Genomic DNA, 25,925 nt, shown 5'->3' on the forward strand with positions numbered 1-25,925 from the left:
GCTGACGCGACCGGCCTCATCCGCAGGCTATGAGACCGGTCGCGGGCCGGGGCTCCACTCGCCCCTGCTCGGACTGGGCGTCGTCCTGGCCGGCGGCGCGGGGCGCGGGGCCCGGCAGGTCAGAGCGCGCGCACCTGCTGCGCCTGCGGGCCCTTCTGCCCCTGCGTGATCTCGAACTCCACCCGCTGCCCCTCATCCAACGACTTGTACCCGTTGCCCTGAATCTCCGAGTGATGCACCAACACGTCCGGACCCCCACCATCCTGCTCGATGAAACCGAACCCCTTCTCCCCGTTGAACCACTTCACAGAACCCTGAGCCATACCCGGCACCCTTCTCCGACCCGCAGCCCAACCGCCGCGGCACGGCCCGACCCTCCCCACTCCTCAGTAGAAAAAACCGCCGCCAGTCCAACCCCACCCGGCCGGAGGAACGAAGGGGCGGGCAATGCGGACGACCGACCGTTTGATCCGAGAATTGGCCCACTCGTTCGAGTGATGAGGGCGGTTTGGCAAGGGCCCGTGACCAGACGACCTACCAGGATTGCCGTGACAGGCCGTTGGGCTGGTCTCCCACGCGCGGAACCGCTCGCGGCCACCGTATCGATGCTCGGGAGATGACGTGCAGGAGAAGCGACTCAAGGCCTGGGGCAACAACCGTGCGGGCCAGCTCGGCGACGGCACCTGGACTGACTTCCGCACCACCGCCACCACGGTGCTCGGGCTGACCAGCGCCGAGGTGGTGAAGATCGCCGCCGGCGGTGCCGGGCCTGCGGCCGGCCACGGCCTGGCCCTGCTGACCGACCGCACGGTGCAGTCCTGGGGGGCCAACGGCTCGGGCCAGCTCGGCGACGGCTCGGTGTTCAGCCACAACGCGCCCGGCCAGGTGGTCAACCTGTCCACCGCCAGCGACATCGCGGCCGGCGGTGCGCACAGCCTGGCGCTGCTGGCCGACCGGACCGTGGTCGCCTGGGGCAAGAACAACTACGGCCAGCTCGGCAACGGCACCACCATGGACAGCAGCGTCCCGGTCCGGGTCGAAGGCCTCAACAAGGTGATCGCGATCGTGGCCGGCCTCAACCACAGCCTCGCGCTGCGTGAGGACGGCACTGTCTGGGCGTGGGGCTACAACATCAGCGGGCAGCTGGGCGACGGAACCTCGGCCAGCCGGAACGTCCCAGCCCCGGTCACCGGCCTGACCGGGGTGACCCGGATCGCCGCAGGCGCCAACCACAACCTCGCCCTGGCGGGCGACAACGCGGTCAAGGCGTGGGGTCACAACGCCACCGGCCAACTCGGCGACGGAAGCACGATCAACCGATACACCCCGGTGGACACCGAGTTGGGGAGCGGCGTGGTGTCCCAGATCGCCGCCGGCGGCAACCACAGCCATGCCGTGACCGGCAGCGACAACACTCTCCTCGCGTGGGGGCAGAACACCTCGGGCCAGCTCGGCGACGGCACCACCGACAACCGGAACAAGCCCGTTCCGGTGCCCGGCCTGACCGGCGTCCAGCAGCTGGAGGGCGGCCGGGAACACACCATCGCTCTGCTCGGCGACAATACGGTCCGCTCCTGGGGGGCCAACGGCTCGGGCCAGCTCGGCGACGGCACCACCAACGACAGCAGCACCCCGGTGACCACGCTCACCGCATTGACCGGCGTGGACAAGATCGCCGCCCCAGCAGCCGGCGACTTCAGCTTCGCGAACTGACCCGGACCCACACCCAAGGCGTACGCCCGGCGTTCAGGCCCGCTGCAGGAACGACCGCAGCGGGCCTCTTGGGCTTGACCAGCTCAGCGCCCCAAGACCTACAGCGATACGCGACCGTACCGGCCCACGGGTGGACGCTGCCCGTGACGGCAGCCCGGTGACAGGATGCCCAGGCTTGCTGAGCGTCACGAACAGCCAGGCCAGTGGACGGAATTGGCCGTCAGTGGGGCCGCCGGCGGGGAGTTGCCCAGCCACGACGGCGGCTGGCCGCGCATCGACGGCGAACCGTACTCCAGCCCCGCCGCCACCGGCCTGGCACTGACCGCCCTCGCCGACACCAGCACCCTCAACACCGACGCCACCCGCGCCACCCTCACCGACCTGGACCTCACCGTCCCCGAACCGTGGCTGCGCGACGCGCCGCTCGCCGACCTCACCCTGCTGCGCCAACGCCTGCACACCGACCTCGGCCTGCGACTGCCCTGCACCGACGGCGAGTTCGTGACCATCGCCCGCGGCCACTGGCTCACCCGCAGCCACCACGTGCGGGAGCTGCCGCGCGTCACGGCCGTGGCACGCCACCTTGCCACCCCTGTGCCCGCGGCCGTGGCCTCGGCCAACGACGGCCGCGTGGTGGACGCCGGCCTGGCCGCCATCGGCCTGGCCGGACTCTTCCAGGCCGTCATCGCCCGCGAACACGTCGAGCGCCTCAAGCCGGACCCCGAGTGCTACCTGCTGGCCGCCGCGAAACTCGCCAGAGAACCCGCCCGCTGCCTGGCCTTCGAGAACACCGACGAAGGCATCACCGCAGCCCTGGCCGCCGGACTCGCCGTCATCGACATCCGCGCCAGTATCTGGAACGCCCGGAGACTGTGAGCAGGTGGAGCACGGCTGGACCACGACCGACCCGCAGCCGGGCACGGCGGGACCGTCATCGAGGCTGGCGATGTGGCCGGGGGCGGCAGACATATCGGTCCCCTGAAGTCAGCTGTCGGCCCAGCAGGCGACGTTTCCGACGCGGATGCGGACCTCGATCCATCGCATGCTGGGCTGCCGCACGGAACCCCGCGGGGAACCAGTCGCGGCCTACCGCAGCGCCCCTTCCTGTCCCTTTTCGGTCGAGATGACGACCCCGTAAGTCGCTCATTGACGGACAGAAGCTCGACTGATGTGGGGTCGTAGTGGACAGCGAATCGACTTCGCGGGGGTGATGCCGTCGTCCACGGGCGTTCGCAGGAGCCGGGCCGAGGCAGCGCCGCCCCCGTAAAGTGCGGCCGAAAATCGATCACTCATTGTGATGAGACCGAAACCCTCTGCTCCCGCCTCGGTGAGACTGGGCACGGTTGCCGGACGGTAGCCAACACGACCTCAGGGAGCAGACCATGACCATGATTCAGACCGGCAAGATCGAGCTCAGCTCCGACAACGCGATCGAGACCACGGGAGGCAACACCTCCACCTTTACCCGGGTCACTTTCCCGACCCCGTTCCCGTCCGGGTCGGAGGTCATCGTGCTGCCGTTGACGCAGACCTTCAACGGCCCCGACACGCCCGGCATCCGCGTCCACGACGTCACCGAGTCGGGCTTCCTGATCCGGCTGAACGAAGTGCGCGTGAACAGCAGCGTCATGAGCGACGGCAAGCACTCGACGGAGAAGATCGGCTGGCTGGCCACCACTGTCTGACCCGCCGCCTTCCGCCGGGGCGCAGCGTGCCCCGGCGCAAGGCCTGACGATGTGCGCGTACAGCGAGGACGGACCGGTGCCGAGCACGGCGGCGACCCGGCGGATGGTCAGCGCGTCGTACCCCTCGGTGGCGACGTAGAACTTAGATCGTCAGAACGAACTAAGTTCGTGTCAGTGGCCGGAGGTGTGTGGTGCGATTTTCCGTCGTCGGAGCCGGTCTGGGAGGTCTGGCTCTCGCGCAGGGTCTGCGTGGTGCCGGGATCGAGGCCGACGTGTTCGAACGCGACCCGGGGATCGTCGCACGGTTCCAGGGCTACCGGCTCGTGCCGGACCCGATCGGTGTCCAGGCGGTGCGCGACTGCCTGCCGACGCGCTGGCACCCGCTGCTGGACGAGATCGTCCTGGGGGACCTCCGCCGAGCCGTTTGATCCTGGACCCGCGGCTGAACGAGATCGGCAGGCTCGGCGCGGGCCGGACCGGCATCGTGGTCGACCGGTTACCCGCAAGGGCAGCTACTTCCCTATGGGAAGTAGCTGCCCTTGCGGGTAACCGCGTCCTCGGGACTACGGTCGCAACCGCGACGGGACGAGCCCCGCGGATCAGGTCCCCCGGCCTCGCGTCGCCCATAACGTCCGATCAGTTCATGCAGGGAGATGACGCATGTCCACATCCTCGATGCGCGCGGTGGTCCAGCACGGCTTCGGTGGCCCCGAGGTGCTCCGGGTGGCGGAGGTGGCCCGTCCGGTGCCGCTGCCGACCGAGGTCCTGGTGCGGGTGCACGCCGCCGGGATCAACCCGGTCGACTGGAAGACCCGCGAGGGCTCGGGCATGGCCGGTGTGCTCGGCGAGCCGCCGTTCACGCTGGGCTGGGACGTCTCCGGCGTCGTGGCGGAGGTCGGCTTCGGCGTGACCACCCTCAAGGTCGGTGACGAGGTCTACGGCATGCCGTGGTTCCCCCGTGCGGCCGGCGGCTACGCCGAGTACGTGACCGCGCCGGCCCGGCAGTTCGCCCGCAAGCCCGCGACCGTCAGCCACGAGCAGGCCGCCGCCGTACCGCTGGCCGCCCTCACCGCCTGGCAGGCGCTGGTCGACGCCGCCGACGTCCGCCCCGGCCAGCGCGTGCTGATCCACGCCGCCGCCGGTGGCGTCGGACACCTGGCCGTCCAGTTCGCCAAGCACCTGGGTGCCCACGTCATCGGCACCGCCAGCAGCGCCCGCCACGAGTGGCTCACCGCACTGGGCGCCGACGAGGTCGTCGACTACACCGCCGTCCGCTTCGAGGACGCCGTCAAGGACATCGACGTGGTCATCGACCTCGTCGGCGACGCGCACGACAACACCAGCACCCGCTCGCTCGACGTGCTGCGCCCCGGCGGACTGCTCGTCGCCATCCCCGGCGCCGGACCCGAGCTGGCCGAGGCGGCCCTGGCCAAGGGGGTGCGCTCGACCACGTTCCTGGTCGAGCCGCAGGGCCCGGCGCTGACCCGGATCGCCGAACTCATCGACGCCGGCCAGGTGAGCGTGGAGGTCGAGGAGGTCTTCCCGCTGGAGCAGGCCGCCGCGGCCCACACCCGGGGAGAGACCGGCCGCACCCGCGGAAAGCTCGTCCTGCGCGTCATCGCCTGAGCTGCCGATCACCTGAGCTACCTGCCGAACTGCCGGTCAAGAAAGGGTTCCTGCCGTGTTCTACGAGATACGCCGCTACCAGGCCCGGCCCGGACGCCGTGAGGAGTGGGTCCGCTACATGGAGGACGTCGTCATCCCGTTCCAGGCCGCGGGCGGAATGGACATCACCGCGTCCTTCATCGACGAGGAGAGCCCGGACGGCTACCTCTGGATCCGCCGCTTCGAGGACGAGGCCCAGCGCGAGGAGCTGTACGCGGCCGTCTACGAGAGTGACCGCTGGCGCAACGAGATCCGCCCGGCCGTCATGGAGTTGCTGATCCCCGAAGCAACGGTGGTCACCCGCGTCGTCCCGACCCCGGTCTCGGCCCTGCGCTGACGGTGCTTCCCTCCTGGCCAACCATCAACCATCACGCCTGCCCCAGTCGAGTAAAGAGAAGGCAGTCATGACCAACACCGCAACCCTCACCAGGTCCACCTCCGCCGCCTCCATCACCCTCGCGGCCGCCAACGCCCTCATCGAGGCCGTGCACACCGCCGCCCAGGAGATCGGATTCGAGGCCTGCGTCGCCGTCACCGACGCCGGCGGCCACCTCCGGGCCTTCCAGCGACCCGACGCCACGCCGTTCCTCGCCGGCGAGGTCGCGGTCGACAAGGCCTGGACGTCGGCGTCCTTCGGCTACGCCACCCACACGTGGAACGCCTACGTGGGCGACCCCGAGATCGCCCCGCTCGCCGGTCACCCCCGCCTGATGGCCGTCGGGGGCGGCTACCCGATCGTCGAGGACGGCAAGCTGATCGGCGGCCTCGGCATCTCCGGCGGCAGCGCCGAGCAGGACCGGCAGGCCGCCGAAGCCGCCCTCAAGGCACTCGGCTTCCAGCTCCCCGCCCAGGGTCCGGCCGGGACCACCGGGTCGGGCGCCTGACGCGGGTCGGGCAACGCGGGATTTCGCTCCGAACGCTCAAGCGGCAGACGGGTCTTACGGGTCGCCGAACCGCTGATCGCGCTACCGACCGTGCCCGGTTTACAAAACGGACCGTCAGTCCGTATGCTTCGAGCTATACGGACTGACGGTCCGCTTCTGTCTGGGTGTCCCGCTGGCGCATCACCTCCTACCGTGATTACTGGAACCCCCTCGCCGTCCAGCAGCCCGGTGCCGACTTCACGGGAGCGATGCGATGAACACCGCCAGCACCACGTTGGTCATCGGGGCCACCGGCACCACCGGCCGCCGGGTCGCCGCCGGGCTGATCGCCGGGCGCCACCGCGTCAAGGCCGCCGCGCGAAGCGCCACCCCGGTGGAGGGCGCCCAGGCCGTCCGCTTCGACTGGAACGAGCCCGCGACCCACGGCGAGGCCCTGGACGGCGTCGGCCGTGTCTACCTCGTCCCGCCGATCGGCTCCTCGGACCCGGCGGCGGTGATGCTGCCCTTCCTCCGCCGGGCCCGCGCGGCCGGCGTGCACCGCGCGGTGCTGCTCGGCTCCTCGGCGATCCCCGCAGGCGGTCCGGCGGTGGGCCGGGTCCACCAGGAGCTGCCCGGCCTGTTCGAGCAGTGGGCGGTGCTGCGGCCCTCCTGGTTCATGCAGAACTTCACCGGCTCCACCCCGCACGCGCGCAGCATCCGCGAGCAGGGCGCCGTCCTGACGGCCACGGGAGGCGGCCGGGTCGGGTTCGTCGACGCCGACGACATCGCCGCCGTCGCCGTCCGCGCCCTCAGCGACGAACAGGCCCCGAACGCCGACCTGATCCTCACCGGGCCGCAGGCGCTGAGCTACGCGGACGTCGCCGCGACCATCGCCGAGGTGACCGGCCGGCCCGTGGCACACCGGCACCTGACGTTCGAGCAGCTGCGCGACCGCTGGGCGGCCGAGATACCGCTGGAGTTCGCCGCCATGCTGGCCGGCCTGGACCGTGCCATCGCCGAAGGGGCCGAGGACCGCACCACGGACACCGTCCAGCGCCTCACCGGCCGCCCTGCGGGCACCTTCCGCGCCTTCGTCGAGCGGGAGCTGTCATGAAGCAGCTGATGTTCCACGACGACCCGGCGTTCTGGTTCGAGACCCTGCGCAACCTGGGCCTGGCCGCCTACGGCGGCTCGGACGCACGCGACCCCGCCGAGTACCATGACCCGTTCCAAGGGCCGGGGTAGGCCGACGACGAAGGAGGACCGGTGGCCCAGCGCACCGAGCGGGCGGACGCCCTGCGCAACCGAGAGGCCGTCCTGGCCGCCGCCGACGCCCTCTTCGCCGCCAGCAGCAGCCCCCACACCGTGTCGATGGACGACATCGCCGCAGCCGCGGGCGTGGGCAAGGGCACGCTCTTCCGTCGCTTCGGCGACCGTGCCGGCCTGATCGCCGCGGTGATCGCCTCCCGCCTCGAACCCCTGCGGCAAGCCGTGAGGGAGGCGCGGGACAGGGGCGAGGTCCCACCGCGCCAGCAGGTGAGGGACCTCCTCGACACCGCGCTGCGCTTCAAGATCGAGAACCGTCGTCTGATGTCGGCCGCGGAGGACGCCGGGCTCAGCAGCCCGTACCAGGCCGAGCACTACGGCTGGTGGCACCACAACCTCTGCCTGGCACTGGACCGGGTGCCCGGCGTCCACGGCGCGGACTTCACCGCCCACGCACTGCTGGCCGCCATCCGCGCGGACCTCGTGGCACACCTGATCGACGATCAGAAGACGGAACCCGAAGCCCTGCGCGCCTCGCTGGCGGCCTACCTCGACAACGTCCTCGGCGCCGGTCCGACCGGTGGCTGACGCACCATCGACGGTTCCGTCCCCTGGCTGCTCGGCACGCTCGCGAGGTCGTCGATGTTCTCCTCGACCCAGGTCCGCAGCAGCCGCAGCGGGACAGCCGCGCTGAGGCCGAGGCCGGTCAGGGCGTACTCCACGTGCAGCGGCACCGCAGGGTAGACGGTGCGGTCGACGAGCCCCACGTCCTCCAGGCGCCGCAGGGTCTGGGTGAGCACCTTGGGGCTGACGCCCTGCAGGAGTCGCTGCAGGGCACCGAAGCGCAGCGGGCCCTCTTCCAGGGCTCCGATGGCCAGGGCCGACCACTTGTTCGCCAGCAGGTCCAGCATGGCGCGGCAGGGGCACTGGGCCGCGTAGACGTCGTGGTGTGCGTGCTGCCCGGTCAGGCAGTTGGTGGCCATGGACAAGCTCCTCGCCAGGATACTTCCCCATGGGAAGTTGATTCCGTTGATGGTAACAACCGCTCCGGACGCACCGTCAATCCGTCGATCGGGGTCGACGCGGTACCGGGTGATGACGGACCACCTTCGGTCCGGCTCCGTCACACCACAGGCACCGGAGCGGTATGACGCACGACCGGGTCTGCCACTGGTCAGAGGGTGCGGCTGGCGATCAGGATGAGGACGCCAACGGTGATGAAGACGGCTGGTATGAGCCAGTGGCTGACCCGTCCGAGGCCGGCCACCACCGCCGCGTGGGTTCCCAGCAGCGCTCCGGTGGCGCACCAGAGGCCGATCAGTCCCAGGAAGAGCGCGGTGGCCAGGAGGGAGCCGGCCGTGTGCAGGGTGCGGTACAGGGGCGTGAACACGCTGATGTTGTCGGCGCCGTTGGCGAAGACGATGATCGCGATCCGGGGTGCGGTGGCGGCGACCGCGGGCGGGGTGCCCTGAGGAGCGCCGCGCAGTCGCCACAGTCCGCAGACACCGAAGCCGATCGGGATCAGCCCGAGGAGCCCGACCCATCGGTCGGGCAGGATCCGCAGGCCGGCCGCAGCGAGCAGAGCGAGGCCGAGGACGGCGGCGAACCCGGCGTACTGGCCTGCGACGATCGCGGCGGCGTGCGGGCGGCCGCTGAGGCTGCGGGCCATGAACAGCGCGGTCAGGACGATCAGGTCGTCGATGGTGGTGCCGAGGAAGGCGACAAGGGCGGTGGCGAGCAGGGATCCCGTCATATGTCCGGTCCGCCGATCCTGCTCCGCTGCCCGCTCAACCGGATCGCCCCGCCTCGTCGAGTCCGGCCGCCCGGCTGACGGCTGCCATGGCGGTGGCCTCGTTGCCGTAGCGGCGTTGGGCGCCCAGGCCGAAGAAGCCGCCTTCCTTGTTCGCGTCGGCGACCACCGCGGCGATCTCGGCCAGCAGCGTGCGGAAGTCGGCGAGCTGCGCCGGTGCGGTCCGGGCGACGATCGCGGTGGCGGCGCGGATCGTCTCCAGCGCGGGACCCTGGTAGTCGGCGTACCGGGTGCCGGCCGGCACACCGGTGTCGAAAGTGGAGGCCGCGGTGAGGTCGCGGATGAACCGCCGCGGGTGCGTGATGCTGGTCTCCCGCAGCTTCTTGACCAGTGCGAAGAGCTCCTCGGGGTCGATGACCCCCTCCGCGAGCGCCACCAGCACGCCGGAGGCCATCAGCGCCCGCTGCAGGGTGTCCCACTCGTCGGCGGTGAAGTCCGCCTCGTGCGGGCCGTCCTGCGCGCCGCTGCCGTCGCGCAGGACCTGGAAGCCCGCGCGGGCCAGCACGGCCGGCATGCGCCGCACGGCCTCCAGGTTCGCGAGCCTGGTCCGGTCGGACAGCTGCTCCCAGGGCACCTGATCGTGCTGCGTACGGCCGTCCGCGCCCGGCTCGCGCCCGACCACCGCGGATGGCTGCCCGCCCCTGCGGCTCTCGTGCTCCAGCCGGGCGAGCAATCGCACCTCGTCCTCCTCGAAGGCGAAGTCGAGCGCCGGATTGAAGGTCGGCACCATGAGGCAGCCGATCGTGGCCAGCTGCTCGCCGATCTGCCGCGCCTGGGTTCGGTTGGACTCCTTGACCTCCTCGGGCAGTTCGTCCCAGGGGGTCGGCAGGCCGCCGATGTCCGGGACCTGACCGGGGGTGTCGGCGGCCTGCCCGTCGGCTTCCAGGTCGGCATGGCCATAGGTTTCGTGCATGGCCCGCGCCAGGTGCTCGGTGACCTGGGTGGTGGTGTAGCCGGTGAGGCTGTCGATGACCCGGTCCTGGGCCGTGAGCCGTGCCTTCATCCGTCGGCACTCGTGCAGGATGGCTTCGGCGTCCAGGAAGGTCTGCTCGGAGCGGCGGTCGGCGGCCTGGCTCAGGACGTCCTGACCGACCATGATCACGATCATGAAGATGAGCTGGGCCAGGGTGGAGAGGAACGACATGAAGGCGTACGGGTAGGGGTCGAACCGCTGAACTCGCAGCTGGGCCAGGACGATCCAGACCAGCTGGGTCCCGGCGGCCAGGTAGAAGGCCCACACGGTGCCCAGCCGCTGGGTCAGCCGGGCGGCGATCCGGCCGTTGACGGTCACCGCGTGGTCGATGGCCTGGGGCGGTGGCTGCACCCGGTGCCGCTCGATCCAGGGGTGCGGGCTGGACTCCAGCAGGCTGACCCCGCGGCTGAGCGCCCGGTCGTGCCGGTCGAGATGTCCCTGCAGCTCCGCCACGTGCTCGAAGATCGCCTCGGCGTTCTCGTAGGTCTGCACCGCCCTGCTGTCGGCGGCCGCGCCGAGCACCCGTTGGCCGACCAGGATCACCAGGCACAGGACGAGCTGAACCACGTTGTCCAGGAAGAGCAGGAAGGGGAACGGATAGGGATCGGCCCGGTGCAGCGGGCCCCAGGTCGCCAGCGCCATCCACCCGCCGACGACGACAAGGGCCGCGTACAGCACGGGCATCGAGCCCACCCATCGGGTCAACGCGGCCGCGATGGCACCGTTCACGCCGATCTGCTCGTCGACGACGGTGACCGGTCGCGGCAGATCACTCACTTGGTTGGCGCTGCTCACAATCCTCCTCGGGCAGGTCCGCGCCGGATGCCGAACACGGCAGCAGCCGAGGCCGGTTGCACCAGGATCGTACGGCTGGTGAGGGCGACGAGGATGGGTCCGTCAGCGTGCAACCTATACCAGTGGACTTCCGAGGAGAGGGGTTCCCGGCAGACTCGGCCCTGACACCCGAGAATGTCTGTACGAAAGCTGACGGACAGTCAACTGGCCATCATGGAGCGGGAGAGGCGCCGTCACTGGACAACCGGACGGGGAAACGGCCCGGTGCGCCCCCGTCCGGCCGGCCGGCAGGTTCGCTCACCGCGCTTGCGCGGCGAGCTCAGGGAGCTGGTTCGAGGAACTCGAGCAGGTTGCCGACCGGGTCGTGGCTGTAGAACCGGCGGCCCGGCGGCAGGCTGTCGTCCCAGACCACGGGCGCGCCGTGGGCGGCGACGCGCTCGGCGAAGGCGTCGATGCCGCTCACTCGCAGACCGGGGTGGGCCTTGGTGGTGGGGCGGAAGCGGCCCTCGATGCCGAGGTAGAGCATGATGCGGCCTTCGTCGGCGGCGAACCAGCAGCCGCCACGGTCGGCGAGCTGGGGCGGCTTGGGGATCTCGGTCATGCCGAGCGCGCCGGTGTAGAAGGCGCGCAACTCGTTCTCGCTGCCGGGCGGTGCGGTGAGCTGGACGTGGTCGAGTGCGGTGAGCACGGGCGTGCCGCCTCTCGGGTTGACGGGCATGATGGACCGGTTGTTGTGGCAGGTGGCGCCGTTCGGTGCGGTGCGGCTGGGCGGCCAAAGGGCTTCGGCGGTGGGTTCAGGTACGCGGAGGCATCGTGCCGGGTCCGTCCGGGCCGGAGCGCTCGGCGTGTTCGGCGATGCGGCTGGTCGCCACGGTGGGCAGGTCGAGGTGCCGGCCGAGCCACTCGGGGCGGTGGCCCTGGAGGGTCAGCAGGTAGGCGGTGTGGACCCGGGCGTCGTAGGCGACTTCGGGTGACGTCGTGGTGGCGAAGTCGCGGGCGTCCAGGAGGTACAGCCGAGAGATTCCGTCGTCCAGCGTCAGGCGCAGGCAGCCGCGCGCCGCCGGCCCGGGCCGGCGACCGGCCTCCGTCGCTTCCGCGGCAAGCGTCGCGCGCGCGGTCGGGGTCGCTGCGGGAGCGGCAGCGCGGCGGCGGACCGTCTGCAGCAGGCGGGACAGCTTCCGGCCGGCCGGAGTGACGGTGATCGGCGCAGTGGCGGTGGTGTGCGGGCGACGGGTGGTCGGGGCGAACGCCAACATGGTCATGTGAACCTCCGTAGGCACCAAGGCTGTTGGAGGGCGCGCGCGATGTTCGGCGGGCCGGGGAGCGGCCGTGCGGGAACGGGTCAGCGCGTGCCGGAACGGGACGAGGAGAGGTGGATGTGGGGCCGTTTGTGACCCGGACTACTGCAATCTGCATCCATGTCTCTCGCCTCCTTCCGGCCGGGGGCGCACATCGTGTGCGCCGTGTCGACACGGCAAGGAGCGGACCGGTCCCGATGGACCGGTACACCCCAACTCGTCAGAGCTTTGGCACTTCACGGCGTGATCCCGCGGCTCCCCCAGCCTTCGGCCGGGAGGTGCCCCCATGCGCGGGAAGCCACTTGGGATCAACCCTTAGGTCGGGAAGATCTGTCCTGATCCGGAGCGTCTCTCGACGGGTGGGATCAGTGGCCTGTGTCCGTGAAGACGCCTCACCGAACGAGGTGCCCTCGCAAAACCATCACCGACTATAGGCCGCCCACGGGCAGGTGGCGCAACCCTCCGCGGACAGATCCTGGCGACCTCTTGGCGGCCGGGGCGACTTCTGACGGGCGCAGTTGTCCGAGTGGAGCAGGCGCATGATTGGCTAAGTTGCGTCTGGTTTGCACCTGCGAATGAAAGGTGAAGGTCAGGCTTGACAGCCTGTCAGCGGTGTGCGCCATACTGGCGGCGCGACACCTCGTTCGGTGAGGCGTCTGCACGGATACAGGCCACTGACCCGACGACGTCGAGAGACGCCCAGGGTCAGGACAGGTCTCCTCGGATTAAGGGGTGACCCCAAGTGGCTTCCCGCCCAAGGTGGGTGGGGATACGCCGTGCAGTGCCGAAACTCTTACGTGAGGGGTGTCGTCCAAGAGCAGCTGTGGCCGAGCCCGGTTTCGCGCTGCCCATGGGTGCTGACCCTGCGCGGCTACCTGCTGATCGCCGTGATCCTGGTGATCGTGAAGGTCGTCCAGATGTACACCGGCTGACGCGTGCGGGCCGGGGCGCGGCGGGGAGTTCCTGATCACCTACCGTGAACTGGACCTGGTGAGCGACCACCTCGCCGCGGAGCTGGCCCGCCACCACGTCCCGCCCGGCACGCTGGTCGGCTTACGGCTCGACCACGGGTGGCTGGCGATCGTCGGCGCGCTGGCACTCTCGAAGCGCGGCTGCGACTACCTCCTGATCGACCCGCGTGACACCGAAGCCCGCTGGCGGGACAGCGCGGCCGGAGCCCGCATCCGCCATGTCCTCGCCCACACCGACGAGGACGGATTCACCGTTGGGACCGTCCCCGCCGCACCCGGCTCGGCACCGTCGAGGCGGGGCTCGGAACGTAGTGCTGAGGCTGGACCGGTGCGGCGTGCGGGCCGTGCTGGTCAATGTACGCGGCGGCGGGCCGCAGAGGTGCGGGCGGACGCGCCCGCCGTGCGGTCATCGGAAACTCCCTCCGGCCTGCGAAAAGCCCAACCACAGACGTATCGGCCCTGGTGGCAGTGTGCTATTCGCGGATGCCTGCGGCTTCGATTGGTCGTTGGCGGGTCGCTCGTGCGGTTGCTTGTGCTGCGCTGGCCAGGGTGACGAGGGCACAGAGTGCGATGGTCTCGCTGATCTGGGTCCAGGGGATCACCGTTGGTGCGCTGGTGATGAGTTTGTTGAGTGAGATGTGCTGGGTCAGTGCGGCGAGTGCGGTCGCGATGGCGGCGAGGAGGGTGCCGACGATGACGGCGATGGCTGATTCGACTGTGGCGATCTTGACGATCTGGGTGCGTGTGGTGCCGACGAGGCCGAGGAGGGCGAATTCGCGGCGTCGTCCGGTCGTGGCCATGATCAGGGTGTTGGCGACGGCGATCAGGGCGTAGGCCAGGGCGATGCCGAGGATGATGACGGCGGCGTTGTCGCTCTGTTCGGCGGCGTGGGCGCGTTGGGTTTCGAGGTAGGTGTCGTAGGTGACGAGGTGTGCGCCGGTGTCGGCGAGGGCCTGGTTGACCGCGGCCGTTTGTTGTTGGTCGAGGGGTTGGCCGGTGCCGGCCTGGGCGTCGAGGTAGACGCGGGTGGGTGTCATCGCGCCGGTGAGTGATGCGGACAGGTAGGTGTCGTCGCCGCTCAGGCCGCGGGCGACGATGGCGGCGATGACGCAGGTCACGCGTGTGCCGTTCGGCAGGAGGGTGACCACTTGGTCGCCGGCGGCCAGGTCGTCGGACTGGGCGGCGTGTTCGTCGATGATCAGGAAGTTGTCGGGCAGGTTGGTGAGCGAGCCCGAGATGACGGGTGGGGTGACGGTGGTGCCGAGGGCGGTCGCGGGCAGGGCGTTGGTGCTCAGTGAGTCGATCTGGTCGCCCTTGGTGGTGCCGATGCGGATGTTCATCGAGGTGGTGGGGGTGACGCGGATGCCGGGGACGGCGGTGAGTTCGTCCAGGGTTCGGACGTCGATGCCGGGGCCCGCGGGCACGACGACGTCGGCGGCGTGGATTTCCTGCTGCTGGCGGGTCAGTTGCACGGCGTCGCCGGTTTTCTGCATGGTCAGCAGAGTGGCGACCAGGCCGACGGCCACCACGATGGGGGCGACGGTTGCGGCGGTGCGCCGGCGGGAGGTGAGGATGTTCTCGCGCACCAGGAGCGGGCCGGCCTTGGCCGAGCCGCGGAGCGGGGCGATCAGCAGGCGGGTGACGGGGCGCAGCAGGATCGGTGCGAGGAGGGTGACGGCGCCGACGTAGAGGACCGGGACCATCTCGTATTTGCGGACGCTGGCCGCGAGGTAGGGCTCGGTTCGGCTGATGACGGTGCCGGCGACGACGGCGCCGATCAGCATGGCGGCGCCGAGGAGCCAGCGGATGGGGGTCATGACGCGGCGCTCGACCGCGTCTTCGCGCAGGACCTCGATCGGTTTGACGAGGGAGACGCGCACGAGGGTGGCGGCGGAGCCGGCCAGGGCGGCGGCCACGCCGATGAGGAAGGAGATCAGCAGGGGCAGGGGGTTGAGGGGGATGGTGAACCAGGACGGGGCGACGTCGTGGTCGAGCATCCAGGAGCGCAGGGGCATGGCGCACAGCGGGGCGAGGATGCAGCCGGCGATCGCGGCGGCCAGGCCGATCAGCAGGGCTTCGCCGAGGACCATGCGGCGCACCTGTCGGGGGGCTGCGCCGACCAGCCGCATCAGGGCGAGTTCGCGGCGGCGTTGTTCGGTGGCGAAGGCGAAGGTGGCGATGACGACGAACACGGCGACGAACACCGCGAGTCCGGTGGTGCTGCCGGCCATGGCCTGGGCGTTGGCCAGGGCCTGGGCGCCGCCGGTGGTGTCGGTGTCCAGGCGGATCAGGTCGTCGCCGGCCAGGACGGTGGCCCGGCCGGCCACAAGGGCGGACAGCTGGTCGGCGTTCTGGTCGGTGACCAGGGCGTTGACGCCGGGGGAGAGGCGCTGGGCCTGCGTGTCGCTGAAGAAGGCCGGGTTTTCGAACCAGAGCGCGTCGGTGACTCCGACGACCTTGTACTGGCCGGTGGCGTCCGGGGTGGCGGCCAGGACCTGACGTCCGATCAGGGACTGGTCGCCGGCGAGGACGATCTCGTCCTCGGCCTGGGGGGCGCGTCCGGCCGCCAGGTGGTAGCCCGCGAACGCGGCCGAGGACCAGGGGTGGCCGGTCGCGCCTGGGCCGGGGTTCAGCCGCACGGGGAAGCTGCGGTCGGGTGTGGTCCTGCCCGCCGCGCTGACCTCGGCCACGACGTCGGCGGGCAGGACCGCGGGGGCCTTCATCGGGCGTGACTCGAAGCCCTGCGGCGCGACGACCGTGTGGGCTTGCTTGAACCGCTGCGGGCCCGGGTGTGGCGTGCCGAAGGTGGCCGCCAGGGTCAGCGTCATCATGCCGATCATCGTCGTGCCGAGCGCGAGGGCGAGGAAGGCGCCCACGAAGCCCATCAGACGGTAACGCAGGGTGGCTACGGCGATCTTCAGCACGGGTTCGTCCCGCTCTCGCCGGGCTCCAGCGCGGCCATCCGCAGCGCGACGGTCTCGGCCGTCGGCTCGAACAGCTCGCCGGTCACCTTGCCGTCGGCGAGGAAGACCACCCGCTGCGAGTACGAGGCGGCGACCGGGTCGTGGGTGACCATGACCACCGTCTGCCCGTGCTCCTCGACGACCCCGCGCAGCAGCGCCAGGACCTCCCGGGCGGTCTTCGAGTCCAGCGCGCCGGTCGGCTCGTCCGCGAAGATCACCTTCGGCCTGGTCACCAGCGCACGCGCGATCGCGACCCGCTGCTGCTGGCCACCCGACAACTCGCCGGGCCGGTGCCCGTCACGCTCGGCCAGCCCCACCTGCGCCAGGCCCTGCTCGATCGCCACCGCGTCGATCTCCCGCTCCGCCAACCGCAGAGGCAGCTCCACATTCTGACGTACCGTCAGCGAGGGAATCAGGTTGAAGGACTGGAAGATGAAACCCATGTGCTCACGACGCAACTCCGTCAGTGCACGCTCCGAGAGCTCGTGCAACGGCGCCCCGTCCAGCAGGACCTGACCCGCGTCGACCCGGTCCAGGCCCGCCGCACACTGCAGCAGCGTCGACTTGCCCGAACCCGAAGGCCCCATGATCGCGGTGAACGTCCCGGCCTCGAAACCGACATCCACCCCGTCAAGCGCCCGCACCCGATTGTCACCACGACCGTAGAGCTTGTGCACACCGGCCAGGCGGACAAGGTCGCCCGCGCTCTCCGCGCCGACGAAGGTCGGGCTCGAAGCCCGTGCCGGTAGCACCTTGTTCCGGAACACTCGCGCGCCTTTCCATCGGGACATCGGTCGAGGGCATCGGTCGCCCGCCGCGCCGACGTTAGGGCCGCGTGCGGTGTCCGCACCTCAGGACTGTCCCTGATTTCAACCCTGAGGAACTCCTGACAAGGTCACGGTCGGCTCCAGCGGATCGCGTGCCACTGCGGGCTGCCGCGGGGCGGGGCGGACCGCAGGCGGCGGGGGAACTTCAAACTCGGGCTCTCCCCGCTGTTGGACAAGTCCCTGGCCGTCATCTCTGACGCGCGCCTGCCGACGGCCGGGGCTCGGCCCGGATCTCCGGGACCCTGCCGACCTGCTCCGGGATGCCTGGCGGGACTGGTGCGACCTGTCCGGCCGCGACCACAAGGGCACCCGCGAGACCTTCGGCCGGAACCTGCTCGCCGCGATCCCCGGCCTTCGGCAGACCCGCCCAACGATCAACGGCGGCAAGGTTCGCATGTACCAGGGCATCAGGCTCGGTGCTCCGCCCGAGCCCGACCGATGGCCGTGGACCGGGTATGTCTCGAAACTCGCGCATGAGAACGACCCGTGAACGATCAGCTCGGACCCCGGCCCTACCCGGGATCCGTCTCCTTCGACTCGGCTCGTAGAGGCACGATGACCGTCCGTTTGACGGATGCCCCTCGGAACTCCTGTCAATGCGTTGTCCACCCGACGTCCATAGCGTGCTGGCTACGAGGACGAACGATCCGGGACCGGGGCGATCGTCCTGGACGGAGGACGGGGGACCGCGTCGGTTGACCTGGCCGGAGCGCTCACGGTACAGCCTCCGAGTTTTGACGAACGGGAGATCACGAACCATGCCGGACATCTTCACGACGGCCAGCGAAATCACAGCGGAGCGTCGCCCCGCCACTGCCCGCCCCCTGCCGCCGCCCCTCAGGGCCGAATGCCGGGCGGGGCTGAGCTTCTCGGTCCTGGGCCCGCTGACCGCCCGGGACGAGGACGGCGAAGTGGACCTCGGCCAGCCTAAGCAGCGGGCGGTCCTGGCCGCCCTGCTGCTCCAGGACGGGTCCTACACCTCGGTGTACCGGTTGGTGGAGGCTGTCTGGGGGGAGCGCGCCCCGGCGACCGCCGAGCGGTCGATTCACACGTACGTGTACCGGCTGCGTCGTGCACTGACACCGCCGAGAGGCGAGTCGTGTTCCGTCATCGCCTCGGAGTCGGGGGGATACGTGGTCAGAGTCCGGCCGGCCGCGCTGGATCTGCGGGTGTTCGAGCGGTCGCTGGAACACGCCGGGGTGGCCCGGCAGTCGGGCGACCACGCCGCGGTGGCCCGGCACCTGCGGGAGGGGCTGGGCCTGTGGCGGGGCACGGTCCCGCTGAGCGGTGTGCCGGGGGAGTACGTCGAGCGCCACCGCGTCCATCTCGGAGAGCTGCGGCGGTCGGCGCTGGCGATGCGGCTGTCCGCCGAACTGGCCCTCGGGATGGTCGATCCGGTGGTGGCCGAACTGTCCGGGCTGGTCGCGGAGCACCCGTTGGACGAGCGCTTCCGCGCGCTCCTCATGACCGCCCTGCACCGCGCCGATCGACGCGCGGAGGCGCTGTGGGCCTACCACGAGGCCCGGACGGTGCTCCGGGAGACGTTGGGGGTCGACCCCGGCAGGCAGTTGCGGAGGGTCCACGAGCAGATCCTGTGCGACGCATCGGCCGGCAGCGGTCAATGGCCGGCCGTCGACGTGATGTCCACCTGATGTCGACGGCCCCGAAGGACCTTGGGACCACGAACGGCGGACACAGGTCCGCCGCTCCCCACCGCCGCTCGGCCACCGGCCACGCGGCCGAACCCGGAAGGAGTCGTCATGGATATCGCCATCGACGTCCTCGCGGAGGACCTCGTCGTCGAGGACCTGACCCCCAGCGCCCAGCTCATCACGGTCAGCACCGCCTTCAGCCTGGGCACCTGGGGATCCCTGGCCGACTGAGGTCGGCCGGCGACGCACCACCACCACCACTACCACCAGAGCGGAGCACACCGTGGAGAACAGCGACATCGAGGTCACCGAGATCGTGGTCGAGGAGCTGACCGCGAGCGCGGCGGTCACCACCTTCTTCTGCTTCGGCACCTTCGGCAGCATCGCCAGCTGACCCACCAGCACCCGAGTTCTTCAGGAGGAACACATGGACACCCAGGAAACCACCGAGTACTTCGACGTCGAGATCGAGGAACTGACCTCGCCGGTCGCGGCTCAGTCCACCATCTACACCTGCACCCTCGCCGCCTGAGCGACGAATGCGCGTCACCGTCCCGGATCCAACGCCGGACCGAAGGTCCGGCTCAACGCAAGGAGGAACGTCATGGACATTCAGGAGACCACCGAGTACGGCGAGATCGAGGTGGAGGAGCTGACCTCGCCGAGCGTGGCGCTGGCCTGCAACGGCACCATCGGCACGTTCGGCACCTTCGCCTGCCTGGCTGCCTGACCCGCGGTCCCGTCACCCCTCAGGAGAAATCCATGATCACCGAGCACGGAACCACCACCGCCGTCGCGGCCGCCGAGATCGAGATCGAGATGGAGGTCGAGGAGCTGGCCCAGGCCGCCTACGCCTGCTTCGGGACCGCCGGCACGCTGTCGTGCCTGGCCGAGTCCCAGATCTAGCCCGACCCGCGGGCACCGGGGCCGCCGCTCCTGCTGAGGGGGCGGCGGCCCTGCCGCTTCGAGAACCACGCCTGGCAGCCGCCGAGCCCTCACCCACCCTGGAGATGGATGTGTCGAAAGTCGTCAGTTTCAAGCGCTACCTGAGTGCCCACGCGGTGCCCGGACAAGGCGTCTTCCTGATAGCCGAGCGCCGTCAGACGGTGCTGCACGGACGGCTCGTCGAGCGGATGGCGCCGCTGCTGGGTGCCCGGCGGACCAGGGAGCAGATCACCGGCGACCTGGCCGACGAGTTCGCGCCCGAGCAGGTGGCGCGCGCCATCGACCGTCTGACCGCGGCGGGGCTCGTCATCGAGGTCGACCCGGAGGGCGATGACCGGGCCGGCGGCTACTGGGAACTCGCCGGGCTGGACGGGGACGAGGCGCAGCACGCCGTGGCGCGGGCCGGCCTCAAGGTGGTGGCGCTCGGCTCGACCCGCACCGAGTGGTTCACCGAGGCGGCCGGGCAACTGGGACTTCGGGTCGGCGCACCGGACGGGGACCCCGCGCTGACCGTGGTCCTCACCGACGACTACCTCCACCCCGGCCTCGCCGAGGTCAACCGCGAGGCCCTGGCCAGCAAGCGGCCCTGGCTGCTGGCCAGGCCGGTCGGGGACTCGGTGTGGATCGGGCCGGTCTTCGAGCCCGGCGAGTCCGCCTGCTGGCGATGCCTGTCGGCGCGGGTGGGCGGCAACCGGCTGGTGTCCTCGTTCGTCCAGCAGGCGGCCGGGTTGGAGCGCGCTCCGGTGACGGCCCGGGCAGACCTGCCGGTCACCGTGGGCCTCGCCGCCCGGCTGGCCTCGCTCCAGGCAGCCAAGTGGCTGGCGGGAAGCCGCGAGGCGGACACCCGCGAGGTCTTCACGCTTGACACCCTCACCCTCCAGGCTGAGCGGCACCCCCTGCTCCGACGGCCGCAGTGCCCCGACTGCGGTGTCCCCGGGCTCCAGGCGGAACGTGCCCGCCGGCCCGTCGCGCTGTCCGCCCGTCCCAAGTCGACGACCGAGGACGGCGGCCACCGGGCGATGAACCCCGAACAGTTCCTGGCCGAGTACGGTCACCTGGTCAGCCCGGTGAGCGGGGTGGTCTCGTCGCTCACCAAGCAGCCCACCGGGACCAGCGGGCTGCACAGTTACCTGGCCGGACACAACTTCGCGCTGCACACCTCCAGCCTGCGAGGCGTCCGCGTCGGCCTGCGCAGCCAGAGCGCCGGCAAGGGGATGAGCGATCTCCAGGCCCGGGCCAGTGCGCTCGCGGAGGCGGTCGAACGCTACTCCGGCGCCTTCCAGGGCGACGAGGAGCGGATCACCGCCTCGTACCGGGACCTCGGGGACGCCGCCCTGCACCCCAACTCCCTCCAGCTCTACAGCGAGCGGCAGTACCGGGAGCGGGCGGACTGGAACGCCCGGGACTGTCACTTCCACCGGGTGAGCGACCCGCTCGACGAGTCCGCCGCACTGGAGTGGACCCCGGTGTGGTCCGTTACCGAGGGCCGGCACAAGTACGTCCCCACCTCGTACCTCTACTACCAGTACCCGGCCCCGCCCGGACCGACGTACGCAGGGGCCGACTCCAACGGCAACGCGGCCGGCAGCAGCCTGGAGGACGCGATCGTCCAGGGGTTCATGGAACTGGTCGAACGGGACAGCGTGGCCATGTGGTGGTACAACCGCGTACGACGGCCCGCGATCGACCTGGACAGCTTCCGCGAGCCGTACTTCACCCACTGGCAGGAGACCTACAGCTCGTTCCACCGCGAGACCTGGGTCCTGGACCTCACCTCCGACCTCGGTATCCCGGTCGCCGCCGCGATCTCGCGGCGGACCGACAAGCCGGCCGAGGACATCCTGATGGCCTTCGGCGCCCACTTCGACATGAGGATCGCGATCTCCCGGGCGCTGACCGAGATGAACCAGTTCCTCCCGGCCGTACTGTCGATGCCCAGCGACGGTTCCGGGCAGTACGCCTTCGACGACCCGGACCAACTGCGGTGGTGGCGCACGGCGACCGTGGCCAACCAGCCGTACCTGCGGCCCTTGGACGGCGTCCCGGCACGCACCGCCGCCGACCATCCGTACCGCCCGCAGTCCGACCTGCTGGACGACGTCCGGCTGATCCAACGGACCGTCCAGGCCCGCGGAATGGAGCTCCTGGTGCTCGACCAGACCAGGGCCGACATCGGCCTGCCAGTGGTCAAGGTGATGGTGCCGGGCATGCGCCACTTCTGGCCGCGCTACGCTCCCGGCCGCCTCTACGACGTCCCGGTACAGCAGGGCTGGCTGAAGGCCCCGACCCGGGAAGAGGACCTCAATCCGATCGGAATGTTCCTGTGACCACCCAGCTCGCCCCCACTGCCGGAACCGCCGCGCCGGCCGCCGGCGCACCCGTCCGGCTCTCGCTGCGCGAGGAGGTGCGGCTGACCGCCGAGGAGGACGCCCTCCTGGTCGAGCACCCCTCGGCCGTCTTCCGGCTGCGCAAGCTCGCTCCGGAACTCCGCGCTGCCATCGAGCTGATGAGACATCGGCCGGTGGACCTGCACGGTGCGCTCGCCGACGCCGCTCAGTGCCAAGCCGACGTCGTGGCCGAGCGGTTGGGCCGGCTGCTGCGCTACCACGTGGCGGGCGAGGACGGCCGGGACGCGCTGTGGATCGAGCCGATGGCCGCCGTCGCACACCGGCCGACCCCGGTCGCGGCCGACGCCCCGCTGCGGATGTCCGGGTTCGCCCTGATCCGCGCCTACCAGGACGGTCTCGTCCTGGAGTCGCCGCTGTCCGCGCACCGCGTGCGGCTACGCAGCTCCGGCGCCCAGGCGTTGGCCGCCGCAACCGGCCGGGCCACTACCGCAGCCGAGCTGTCCGCCACGCTCGGCCTGCCCGTGGGGACGGTGCGGTACCTGGTCGGACACCTGGCCGGCGCGGGGCTGCTGGACCTGGCCGAGCGCGGCGAGTTCGGCGAGGAACGCGACGAGACGCTGCGCCAGTGGGACTTCCACGACCTGCTGTTCCACGCTCGCAGCCGACTCGGCCGACATGACTACCCGTTTGGCGGAGTCTTCCCGCACCGCGGCGTCATCGATCCGCAGCCTGCCACCAAGCCGACCGCTTCCTTCGCCGTTGTGCCCGCCGCGGAGTCCGCCGCCGACCGCTGCGCCATCGCGCTGCCCCGCCCCCGCATCGATCGCCTGCTGGAGCGCGACCCTTCGCTGACCGCCGCCCTGGAGGGCCGTCGGTCGGTGCGGCAGTACGCAGCCGAGCCGATCAGCCTGGACCAGCTCGGTGAGTTCCTCTACCGGTCGGCCCGCGTCCGCTCCCTGACCGAGGCCCGTCCGCACGAGGGCATGCCCTATCCGGCCAGCTCCCGCCCCTACCCCACCGGAGGAGCCGCCTACGACCTGGAGCTCTACCTCACCGTCCACCGCTGTGCCGGGGTTCCCCAGGGCATCTACCACTACGACCCCGTCGGGCACCAGCTCGTCCTGGTCAACCGGGACCGCAAGGACTGCGAGGCACTGCTGGCCCTCGCACGGCTGTCGGCCGGCGGCGCCGACCCCGCTGACCTGCTGATCACCGTCACCTCGCGGTTCCAGCGGCTGTCCTGGAAGTACCGGAGCCTGGCCTACGCGGCAACGCTCAAGAACGTCGGCGTGTTGTACCAGACGATGTACCTGGTGGCCACCACGATGGGGCTCGCCCCGTGCGCCCTGGGCGGCGGCGACTCGGACCTGGCCGCCCGCGTCCTGGGGCTGGACTACCTCCGGGAGTCCTCGGTGGGCGAGTTCCTGCTCGGCAGCCGGCCGGCCGGGCTCGGGCCGCAACGCGGCGACTGGGAGCCGGTCAACGACCCCGGCTGGTCGGCCGAGGCCGAGCGGGCCCTGGGCCCGCAGGGGCGAGCGTGACGAGCCGTCCCGGCGCCGTGTTCCCGCTGCTCTCCCTTCGGGTGTCCGGGCTCTCGCCGCAGGACCTCGACGCCCTCGCGACACCGGAGACCTTTCACGCGTTGGACCGCGCGCGGCAGCAGCACGCCGCGGCGGGCCGCGCCGGCACCCCACTCACGGAACTGTTGCACCGTCTGATACCCGCTCTGGAGGACCGGACCGACGTCCGGCGCGCCGCCCTGCGGCTACGACGGGACGTCCACAACTCCCGGCTCACCGAGGCGACGCAGCGCGCCGCCCGCCTGGTCGCCCCCCGGCTGGACGAGCCCGGCCGGGAGCTGCTCGCCGCTTGGCAGCGCGGCCTCACCGAGGCCCTCGCCGCCGAGGCCGAGGCGGCGGCGCTCGGGGACGCGGCGGACCGGGCCGCCCTGCAGCACGCGATGCGAGCGCTGCGGCGCCCGGATATCGCGGCGACCCTGGCCCTGGCCAGTCCGTCGTTCACCCGTGAACTGCTGCGCACCGACACCGGCGACGTGGGCGCGCGGACGGCACCGGGCAGCCGGCTGGCCCGGACCGCGGTGTCCTACCTCACCCGGGCGGCCATCAAGACCAGCCCGTTCGGCGCGCTCACGACCCTGGGCCTGGCCACCTTGGGCGAGAACTCCGAACCGGAGCCGGTGAAGTCCGGAACCGACCTCGTGTCCCCCCGCCACCTGGCGGTGCACCTGCTGCGGGCCTGTGCGGCGGCGCCTGGGCTCCAGGACCGGTTCCGCTACCGGGTCAACGAGAGCCTGCGCCGAGTGAACGGCAACTGGCACGTGCTCCTCCCCGAGTACAGCGTCGGGGCCGGTTTGCTCCCGCACCACCGGGACGTCCCGGCCGGTGCCGGCCTGTACGCGCGGCAGCTCGACCAGGCCGACGGGCTCCGGCCGGGTGCCGGGCCGAGGCCGCTGAGGGATTGGGGCGTGGGGTCCCGCGGCCCGTCCGGTGCCCCGGGCTCACCCGGCTCACCCGGCTCACCCGGCTCACCCGGCGAGCGGGCCAGGGCCGGCCGCTGGGCGGCCATCGGACTGCTCCTGCCGGACACCCCCTGGACGGCGCACCAGCGGACCGCCCTGACCGCCTTCGCCGAGCAGGTCGGCACCCCGGGCGGAGCGCGGGGCGCCGACCTGGCCGAGGCGATGAACACCCTGGCGGCCGCAGAGCAGCGGCTGCCCTCCGCACCCGCCGCGGAACGGCTGGGGCTCGACGCGGCGGTCCGCCGCGCGGCCGCCGATGCGTTGGGCGCCGTCGACGCGGAGGTGCCCCCCTGGCTCGCCACCGAACCGCTGTTCCACGAGAACGCCCCGGCCCGTGACGTCGGGACCCCGTGCCTGCCCCGGTCGGTCGCCGAGGACCTGGCCCTGGTCGCGGACCGGGTGCGGACGAGGATCGTCCGCACCGCGCTGTACGGCATGCTGGTCGAGCACTTCACCGCCCGCTACGGCCGCGGCGGGGTCTGCGGGGACATCCTGGACTTCCTGTACAGCTTCGCCCTGCGGCAGGACCACGCCGCGTTGGTCCGCCGCGCCCAGGCGGTGGACCTCGCTTCCCCGCCCGGGATCGAGTCCGACCTGCGCCCACACGGCACCGTCGGAGCCCCGGCGGTGACGGTCTTCAACCAGCTCGCCAGTGCGAGCGCGAGCGCCCTGCACCGCGGTGAGTACCTGTTGGTGGTCAACCGGGTGAGCCCGGGCCCGGGAGGCCTGCTGGCCCGCTGGGCGGCCGTGCCGGGCATCGGGGAGCGTATGACGCCGCCGCTGCGGTCCTGGGTGGCCGCGCTCCACCCGGGTTGCCACGTCTACCAGTTGTCGGCCGGCGGGGACTACTCGATGGCCCAGACACCTGTCGCGCCGCTGTTCCCTGTGCTGCGCTGGCCCACGGACCTGCGGCGGTCGGACGAGACGGAGGGCTTCGGGGACCTGGCCGGGCTGCTGCTGGCCCATGAACCCGGCACCGGGACCCTCCAGCTCTACGACCGTGACGGCGCACCCGTCGCACTGCCCTACCTCGGGGTGCTCCCGGTCACCCAACTCCAGGGCCCGATCAGGCTGTTGGCCACTCTTTCGCAGCCATGGACCTCGCTGTTCCGGACCAGTGACGAACGCGGCGCCGCCCTCGGGGCTCCCGACCGTGGCCCGACCGCCCGGGTCTGCGACGGCCGGGTGGTGTTCGGCCGCGCCCGTTGGACCGTGCCGGCCACGGAGATCCCGCGCCGGCGGGCGAGAGAGAGCCGGACCGCGCACCTCGCCCGGGTGGACGGCTGGCGCACGGCCCGCGGCATCCCGCAGCAGTGCTTCGTGCACCTGGGGTCGGAACCCGCCTCAGGCCTGCCTGCCAAGCCGTTCTGGGTGGACCTCCGGTCCGCGCACTCGCTCGCCGTGCTGCTCAAGGCGGTCGAGCGGGCCGACCACGGCAGCGTCGTCCTGGCCGAGGTGCTGCCCGGCCCCGGGCACTGGTGGCTGACGGACGAGTCGGGCCGGGCGCACGCCGCGGAACTGGCCGCGCTGCTCCGCCTCGACCAGTGACTCCGTGGGTGTGATCCGGCGACCCCGTGACCCATGACCCCGTGACCCATGACCCAGTGACCCA

Annotated in this window: 27 protein-coding genes, 1 pseudogene and 2 riboswitches; of the genes and pseudogenes, 20 read left to right on the forward strand and 8 right to left on the reverse strand. The window is 71.3% G+C overall.

What is annotated here, in order from left to right:
* Nucleotides 1-119: 119 nt before the first annotated feature.
* Entirely contained in the window at nt 120-323 is a 204-nt protein-coding gene (locus ACFZB9_RS30775) for a cold-shock protein (protein WP_391452600.1), read from the reverse strand.
* Nucleotides 324-621: 298 nt separating this feature from the next.
* Here ACFZB9_RS30775 and ACFZB9_RS30780 point away from each other — a divergent pair, with 298 nt between their 5' ends.
* From ACFZB9_RS30780 to ACFZB9_RS30830, 11 genes and pseudogenes are all read left to right on the forward strand, one after another.
* Nucleotides 622-1,713, forward strand: a complete 1,092-nt coding sequence (locus ACFZB9_RS30780; protein WP_391452602.1) for an RCC1 domain-containing protein — start codon at nt 622-624, stop codon at nt 1,711-1,713.
* A gap of 243 nt (nt 1,714-1,956) precedes the next feature.
* Nucleotides 1,957-2,589 (forward strand): HAD family hydrolase, encoded by a 633-nt coding sequence (locus tag ACFZB9_RS30785; protein WP_391452603.1) that lies wholly within the window; start codon nt 1,957-1,959, stop codon nt 2,587-2,589.
* Nucleotides 2,590-3,095: 506 nt separating this feature from the next.
* Nucleotides 3,096-3,398, forward strand: coding sequence for a hypothetical protein (locus tag ACFZB9_RS30790; protein ID WP_391452605.1), 303 nt, complete (start codon nt 3,096-3,098; stop codon nt 3,396-3,398).
* A 191-nt stretch (nt 3,399-3,589) separates the two neighbouring features.
* A complete protein-coding gene (locus tag ACFZB9_RS30795; RefSeq protein WP_391452607.1) occupies nt 3,590-3,826 on the forward strand; it encodes an NAD(P)-binding protein in 237 nt (78 codons plus the stop codon).
* A 232-nt stretch (nt 3,827-4,058) separates the two neighbouring features.
* Nucleotides 4,059-5,024, forward strand: a complete 966-nt coding sequence (locus tag ACFZB9_RS30800; RefSeq protein WP_391452609.1) for an NADP-dependent oxidoreductase — start codon at nt 4,059-4,061, stop codon at nt 5,022-5,024.
* A gap of 55 nt (nt 5,025-5,079) precedes the next feature.
* Nucleotides 5,080-5,400 carry an NIPSNAP family protein gene (locus ACFZB9_RS30805; protein WP_391452611.1) on the forward strand — a complete coding sequence of 107 codons (321 nt, stop codon included), beginning with the start codon at nt 5,080-5,082 and terminating at the stop codon, nt 5,398-5,400.
* A 67-nt stretch (nt 5,401-5,467) separates the two neighbouring features.
* Complete coding sequence (locus ACFZB9_RS30810; RefSeq protein ID WP_391452613.1) at nt 5,468-5,947, forward strand: heme-binding protein; 480 nt, start codon at nt 5,468-5,470, stop codon at nt 5,945-5,947.
* A gap of 173 nt (nt 5,948-6,120) precedes the next feature.
* Nucleotides 6,121-6,204: pseudogene (locus ACFZB9_RS30815) on the forward strand (nuclear transport factor 2 family protein); the annotation flags it as partial.
* Entirely contained in the window at nt 6,201-7,040 is an 840-nt protein-coding gene (locus ACFZB9_RS30820; protein WP_391452615.1) for an NAD(P)H-binding protein, read from the forward strand. The pseudogene ACFZB9_RS30815 and the gene ACFZB9_RS30820, both read left to right, overlap by 4 nt.
* Complete coding sequence (locus ACFZB9_RS30825) at nt 7,037-7,171, forward strand: hypothetical protein (RefSeq protein ID WP_391452617.1); 135 nt, start codon at nt 7,037-7,039, stop codon at nt 7,169-7,171. Before ACFZB9_RS30820 ends, ACFZB9_RS30825 begins: the two co-directional genes overlap by 4 nt.
* A 21-nt stretch (nt 7,172-7,192) precedes the next feature.
* A complete protein-coding gene (locus ACFZB9_RS30830; protein ID WP_391452619.1) occupies nt 7,193-7,780 on the forward strand; it encodes a TetR/AcrR family transcriptional regulator in 588 nt (195 codons plus the stop codon).
* Here ACFZB9_RS30830 and ACFZB9_RS30835 read toward each other — a convergent pair.
* From ACFZB9_RS30835 to ACFZB9_RS30855, 5 genes are all read right to left on the reverse strand, one after another.
* Nucleotides 7,738-8,175 carry a winged helix-turn-helix transcriptional regulator gene (locus ACFZB9_RS30835; RefSeq protein WP_391452621.1) on the reverse strand — a complete coding sequence of 146 codons (438 nt, stop codon included), beginning with the start codon at nt 8,173-8,175 and terminating at the stop codon, nt 7,738-7,740. The genes ACFZB9_RS30830 and ACFZB9_RS30835 overlap by 43 nt on opposite strands.
* Before the next feature lie 191 nt (nt 8,176-8,366).
* Nucleotides 8,367-8,945 (reverse strand): cadmium resistance transporter, encoded by a 579-nt coding sequence (locus ACFZB9_RS30840; RefSeq protein WP_391452623.1) that lies wholly within the window; start codon nt 8,943-8,945, stop codon nt 8,367-8,369.
* 34 nt (nt 8,946-8,979) lie between these two features.
* Nucleotides 8,980-10,770, reverse strand: a complete 1,791-nt coding sequence (locus ACFZB9_RS30845) for a DUF1003 domain-containing protein (protein WP_391452625.1) — start codon at nt 10,768-10,770, stop codon at nt 8,980-8,982.
* Nucleotides 10,771-11,089: 319 nt separating this feature from the next.
* Nucleotides 11,090-11,458: a VOC family protein gene (locus ACFZB9_RS30850; RefSeq protein ID WP_391452626.1), complete on the reverse strand. Its 369-nt coding sequence runs from the start codon at nt 11,456-11,458 to the stop codon at nt 11,090-11,092.
* A gap of 106 nt (nt 11,459-11,564) precedes the next feature.
* A complete protein-coding gene (locus ACFZB9_RS30855) occupies nt 11,565-12,032 on the reverse strand; it encodes a hypothetical protein (RefSeq protein WP_391452627.1) in 468 nt (155 codons plus the stop codon).
* 240 nt (nt 12,033-12,272) lie between these two features.
* Nucleotides 12,273-12,479: riboswitch (M-box (ykoK) riboswitch) on the reverse strand.
* 221 nt (nt 12,480-12,700) lie between these two features.
* Nucleotides 12,701-12,879: riboswitch (M-box (ykoK) riboswitch) on the forward strand.
* On the opposite strand from ACFZB9_RS30855, the gene ACFZB9_RS30860 reads away from it, so the two are divergent.
* Together ACFZB9_RS30860 and ACFZB9_RS30865 are read left to right on the forward strand one after the other, a co-directional pair.
* A complete protein-coding gene (locus ACFZB9_RS30860; RefSeq protein WP_391452629.1) occupies nt 12,866-13,000 on the forward strand; it encodes a hypothetical protein in 135 nt (44 codons plus the stop codon). It overlaps the preceding riboswitch by 14 nt.
* A gap of 34 nt (nt 13,001-13,034) precedes the next feature.
* Nucleotides 13,035-13,592, forward strand: a complete 558-nt coding sequence (locus ACFZB9_RS30865) for an AMP-binding protein (protein ID WP_391452668.1) — start codon at nt 13,035-13,037, stop codon at nt 13,590-13,592.
* Here the strand turns inward: ACFZB9_RS30865 and ACFZB9_RS30870 are convergent.
* Both ACFZB9_RS30870 and ACFZB9_RS30875 read right to left on the reverse strand, forming a co-directional pair.
* Nucleotides 13,513-15,963 carry an FtsX-like permease family protein gene (locus ACFZB9_RS30870; protein WP_391452630.1) on the reverse strand — a complete coding sequence of 817 codons (2,451 nt, stop codon included), beginning with the start codon at nt 15,961-15,963 and terminating at the stop codon, nt 13,513-13,515. The two genes, ACFZB9_RS30865 and ACFZB9_RS30870, sit on opposite strands and share 80 nt — an antisense overlap.
* Nucleotides 15,957-16,754 carry an ABC transporter ATP-binding protein gene (locus tag ACFZB9_RS30875; protein ID WP_391452670.1) on the reverse strand — a complete coding sequence of 266 codons (798 nt, stop codon included), beginning with the start codon at nt 16,752-16,754 and terminating at the stop codon, nt 15,957-15,959. The genes ACFZB9_RS30870 and ACFZB9_RS30875 overlap by 7 nt, the downstream gene beginning before the upstream one ends.
* Nucleotides 16,755-17,587: 833 nt before the next feature.
* Here ACFZB9_RS30875 and ACFZB9_RS30880 point away from each other — a divergent pair.
* From ACFZB9_RS30880 to ACFZB9_RS30910, 7 genes are all read left to right on the forward strand, one after another.
* Nucleotides 17,588-18,481 carry a BTAD domain-containing putative transcriptional regulator gene (locus ACFZB9_RS30880; RefSeq protein WP_391452631.1) on the forward strand — a complete coding sequence of 298 codons (894 nt, stop codon included), beginning with the start codon at nt 17,588-17,590 and terminating at the stop codon, nt 18,479-18,481.
* 108 nt (nt 18,482-18,589) lie between these two features.
* Complete coding sequence (locus ACFZB9_RS30885; RefSeq protein ID WP_391452632.1) at nt 18,590-18,712, forward strand: hypothetical protein; 123 nt, start codon at nt 18,590-18,592, stop codon at nt 18,710-18,712.
* Nucleotides 18,713-19,085: 373 nt separating this feature from the next.
* Entirely contained in the window at nt 19,086-19,211 is a 126-nt protein-coding gene (locus ACFZB9_RS30890) for a hypothetical protein (RefSeq protein WP_391452633.1), read from the forward strand.
* Nucleotides 19,212-19,243: 32 nt separating this feature from the next.
* On the forward strand, nt 19,244-19,387 hold the full coding sequence (locus tag ACFZB9_RS30895; RefSeq protein ID WP_391452634.1) for a thiocillin family RiPP: 144 nt from the start codon (nt 19,244-19,246) through the stop codon (nt 19,385-19,387).
* Nucleotides 19,388-19,497: 110 nt separating this feature from the next.
* Entirely contained in the window at nt 19,498-21,753 is a 2,256-nt protein-coding gene (locus ACFZB9_RS30900; RefSeq protein ID WP_391452635.1) for a TOMM precursor leader peptide-binding protein, read from the forward strand.
* On the forward strand, nt 21,750-23,315 hold the full coding sequence (locus ACFZB9_RS30905; protein WP_391452636.1) for a SagB family peptide dehydrogenase: 1,566 nt from the start codon (nt 21,750-21,752) through the stop codon (nt 23,313-23,315). The genes ACFZB9_RS30900 and ACFZB9_RS30905 overlap by 4 nt, the downstream gene beginning before the upstream one ends.
* Nucleotides 23,312-25,861 (forward strand): hypothetical protein, encoded by a 2,550-nt coding sequence (locus tag ACFZB9_RS30910; RefSeq protein WP_391452638.1) that lies wholly within the window; start codon nt 23,312-23,314, stop codon nt 25,859-25,861. Before ACFZB9_RS30905 ends, ACFZB9_RS30910 begins: the two co-directional genes overlap by 4 nt.
* The last annotated feature ends 64 nt before the right edge of the window (nt 25,862-25,925 follow it).

Origin of the sequence: Kitasatospora sp. NPDC008050, assembly GCF_042957465.1 — a bacterium.
Lineage (GTDB): Bacteria > Actinomycetota > Actinomycetes > Streptomycetales > Streptomycetaceae > Kitasatospora.

Excerpts from the sequence above, each read along its gene's own strand:
- ACFZB9_RS30775 (WP_391452600.1), bottom strand. The coding sequence starts at position 323 with ATGGCTCAGGGTTCTGTGAAGTGGTTCAACGGGGAGAAGGGGTTCGGT.
- ACFZB9_RS30790 (WP_391452605.1), top strand. The coding sequence starts at position 3,096 with ATGACCATGATTCAGACCGGCAAGATCGAGCTCAGCTCCGACAACGCG.
- ACFZB9_RS30800 (WP_391452609.1), top strand. The coding sequence starts at position 4,059 with ATGTCCACATCCTCGATGCGCGCGGTGGTCCAGCACGGCTTCGGTGGC.
- ACFZB9_RS30810 (WP_391452613.1), top strand. The coding sequence starts at position 5,468 with ATGACCAACACCGCAACCCTCACCAGGTCCACCTCCGCCGCCTCCATC.
- ACFZB9_RS30820 (WP_391452615.1), top strand. The coding sequence starts at position 6,201 with ATGAACACCGCCAGCACCACGTTGGTCATCGGGGCCACCGGCACCACC.
- ACFZB9_RS30825 (WP_391452617.1), top strand. The coding sequence starts at position 7,037 with ATGAAGCAGCTGATGTTCCACGACGACCCGGCGTTCTGGTTCGAGACC.
- ACFZB9_RS30835 (WP_391452621.1), bottom strand. The coding sequence starts at position 8,175 with ATGGCCACCAACTGCCTGACCGGGCAGCACGCACACCACGACGTCTAC.
- ACFZB9_RS30840 (WP_391452623.1), bottom strand. The coding sequence starts at position 8,945 with ATGACGGGATCCCTGCTCGCCACCGCCCTTGTCGCCTTCCTCGGCACC.
- ACFZB9_RS30855 (WP_391452627.1), bottom strand. The coding sequence starts at position 12,032 with ATGACCATGTTGGCGTTCGCCCCGACCACCCGTCGCCCGCACACCACC.
- ACFZB9_RS30880 (WP_391452631.1), top strand. The coding sequence starts at position 17,588 with ATGCCGGACATCTTCACGACGGCCAGCGAAATCACAGCGGAGCGTCGC.
- ACFZB9_RS30885 (WP_391452632.1), top strand. The coding sequence starts at position 18,590 with ATGGATATCGCCATCGACGTCCTCGCGGAGGACCTCGTCGTCGAGGAC.
- ACFZB9_RS30890 (WP_391452633.1), top strand. The coding sequence starts at position 19,086 with ATGGACATTCAGGAGACCACCGAGTACGGCGAGATCGAGGTGGAGGAG.
- ACFZB9_RS30895 (WP_391452634.1), top strand. The coding sequence starts at position 19,244 with ATGATCACCGAGCACGGAACCACCACCGCCGTCGCGGCCGCCGAGATC.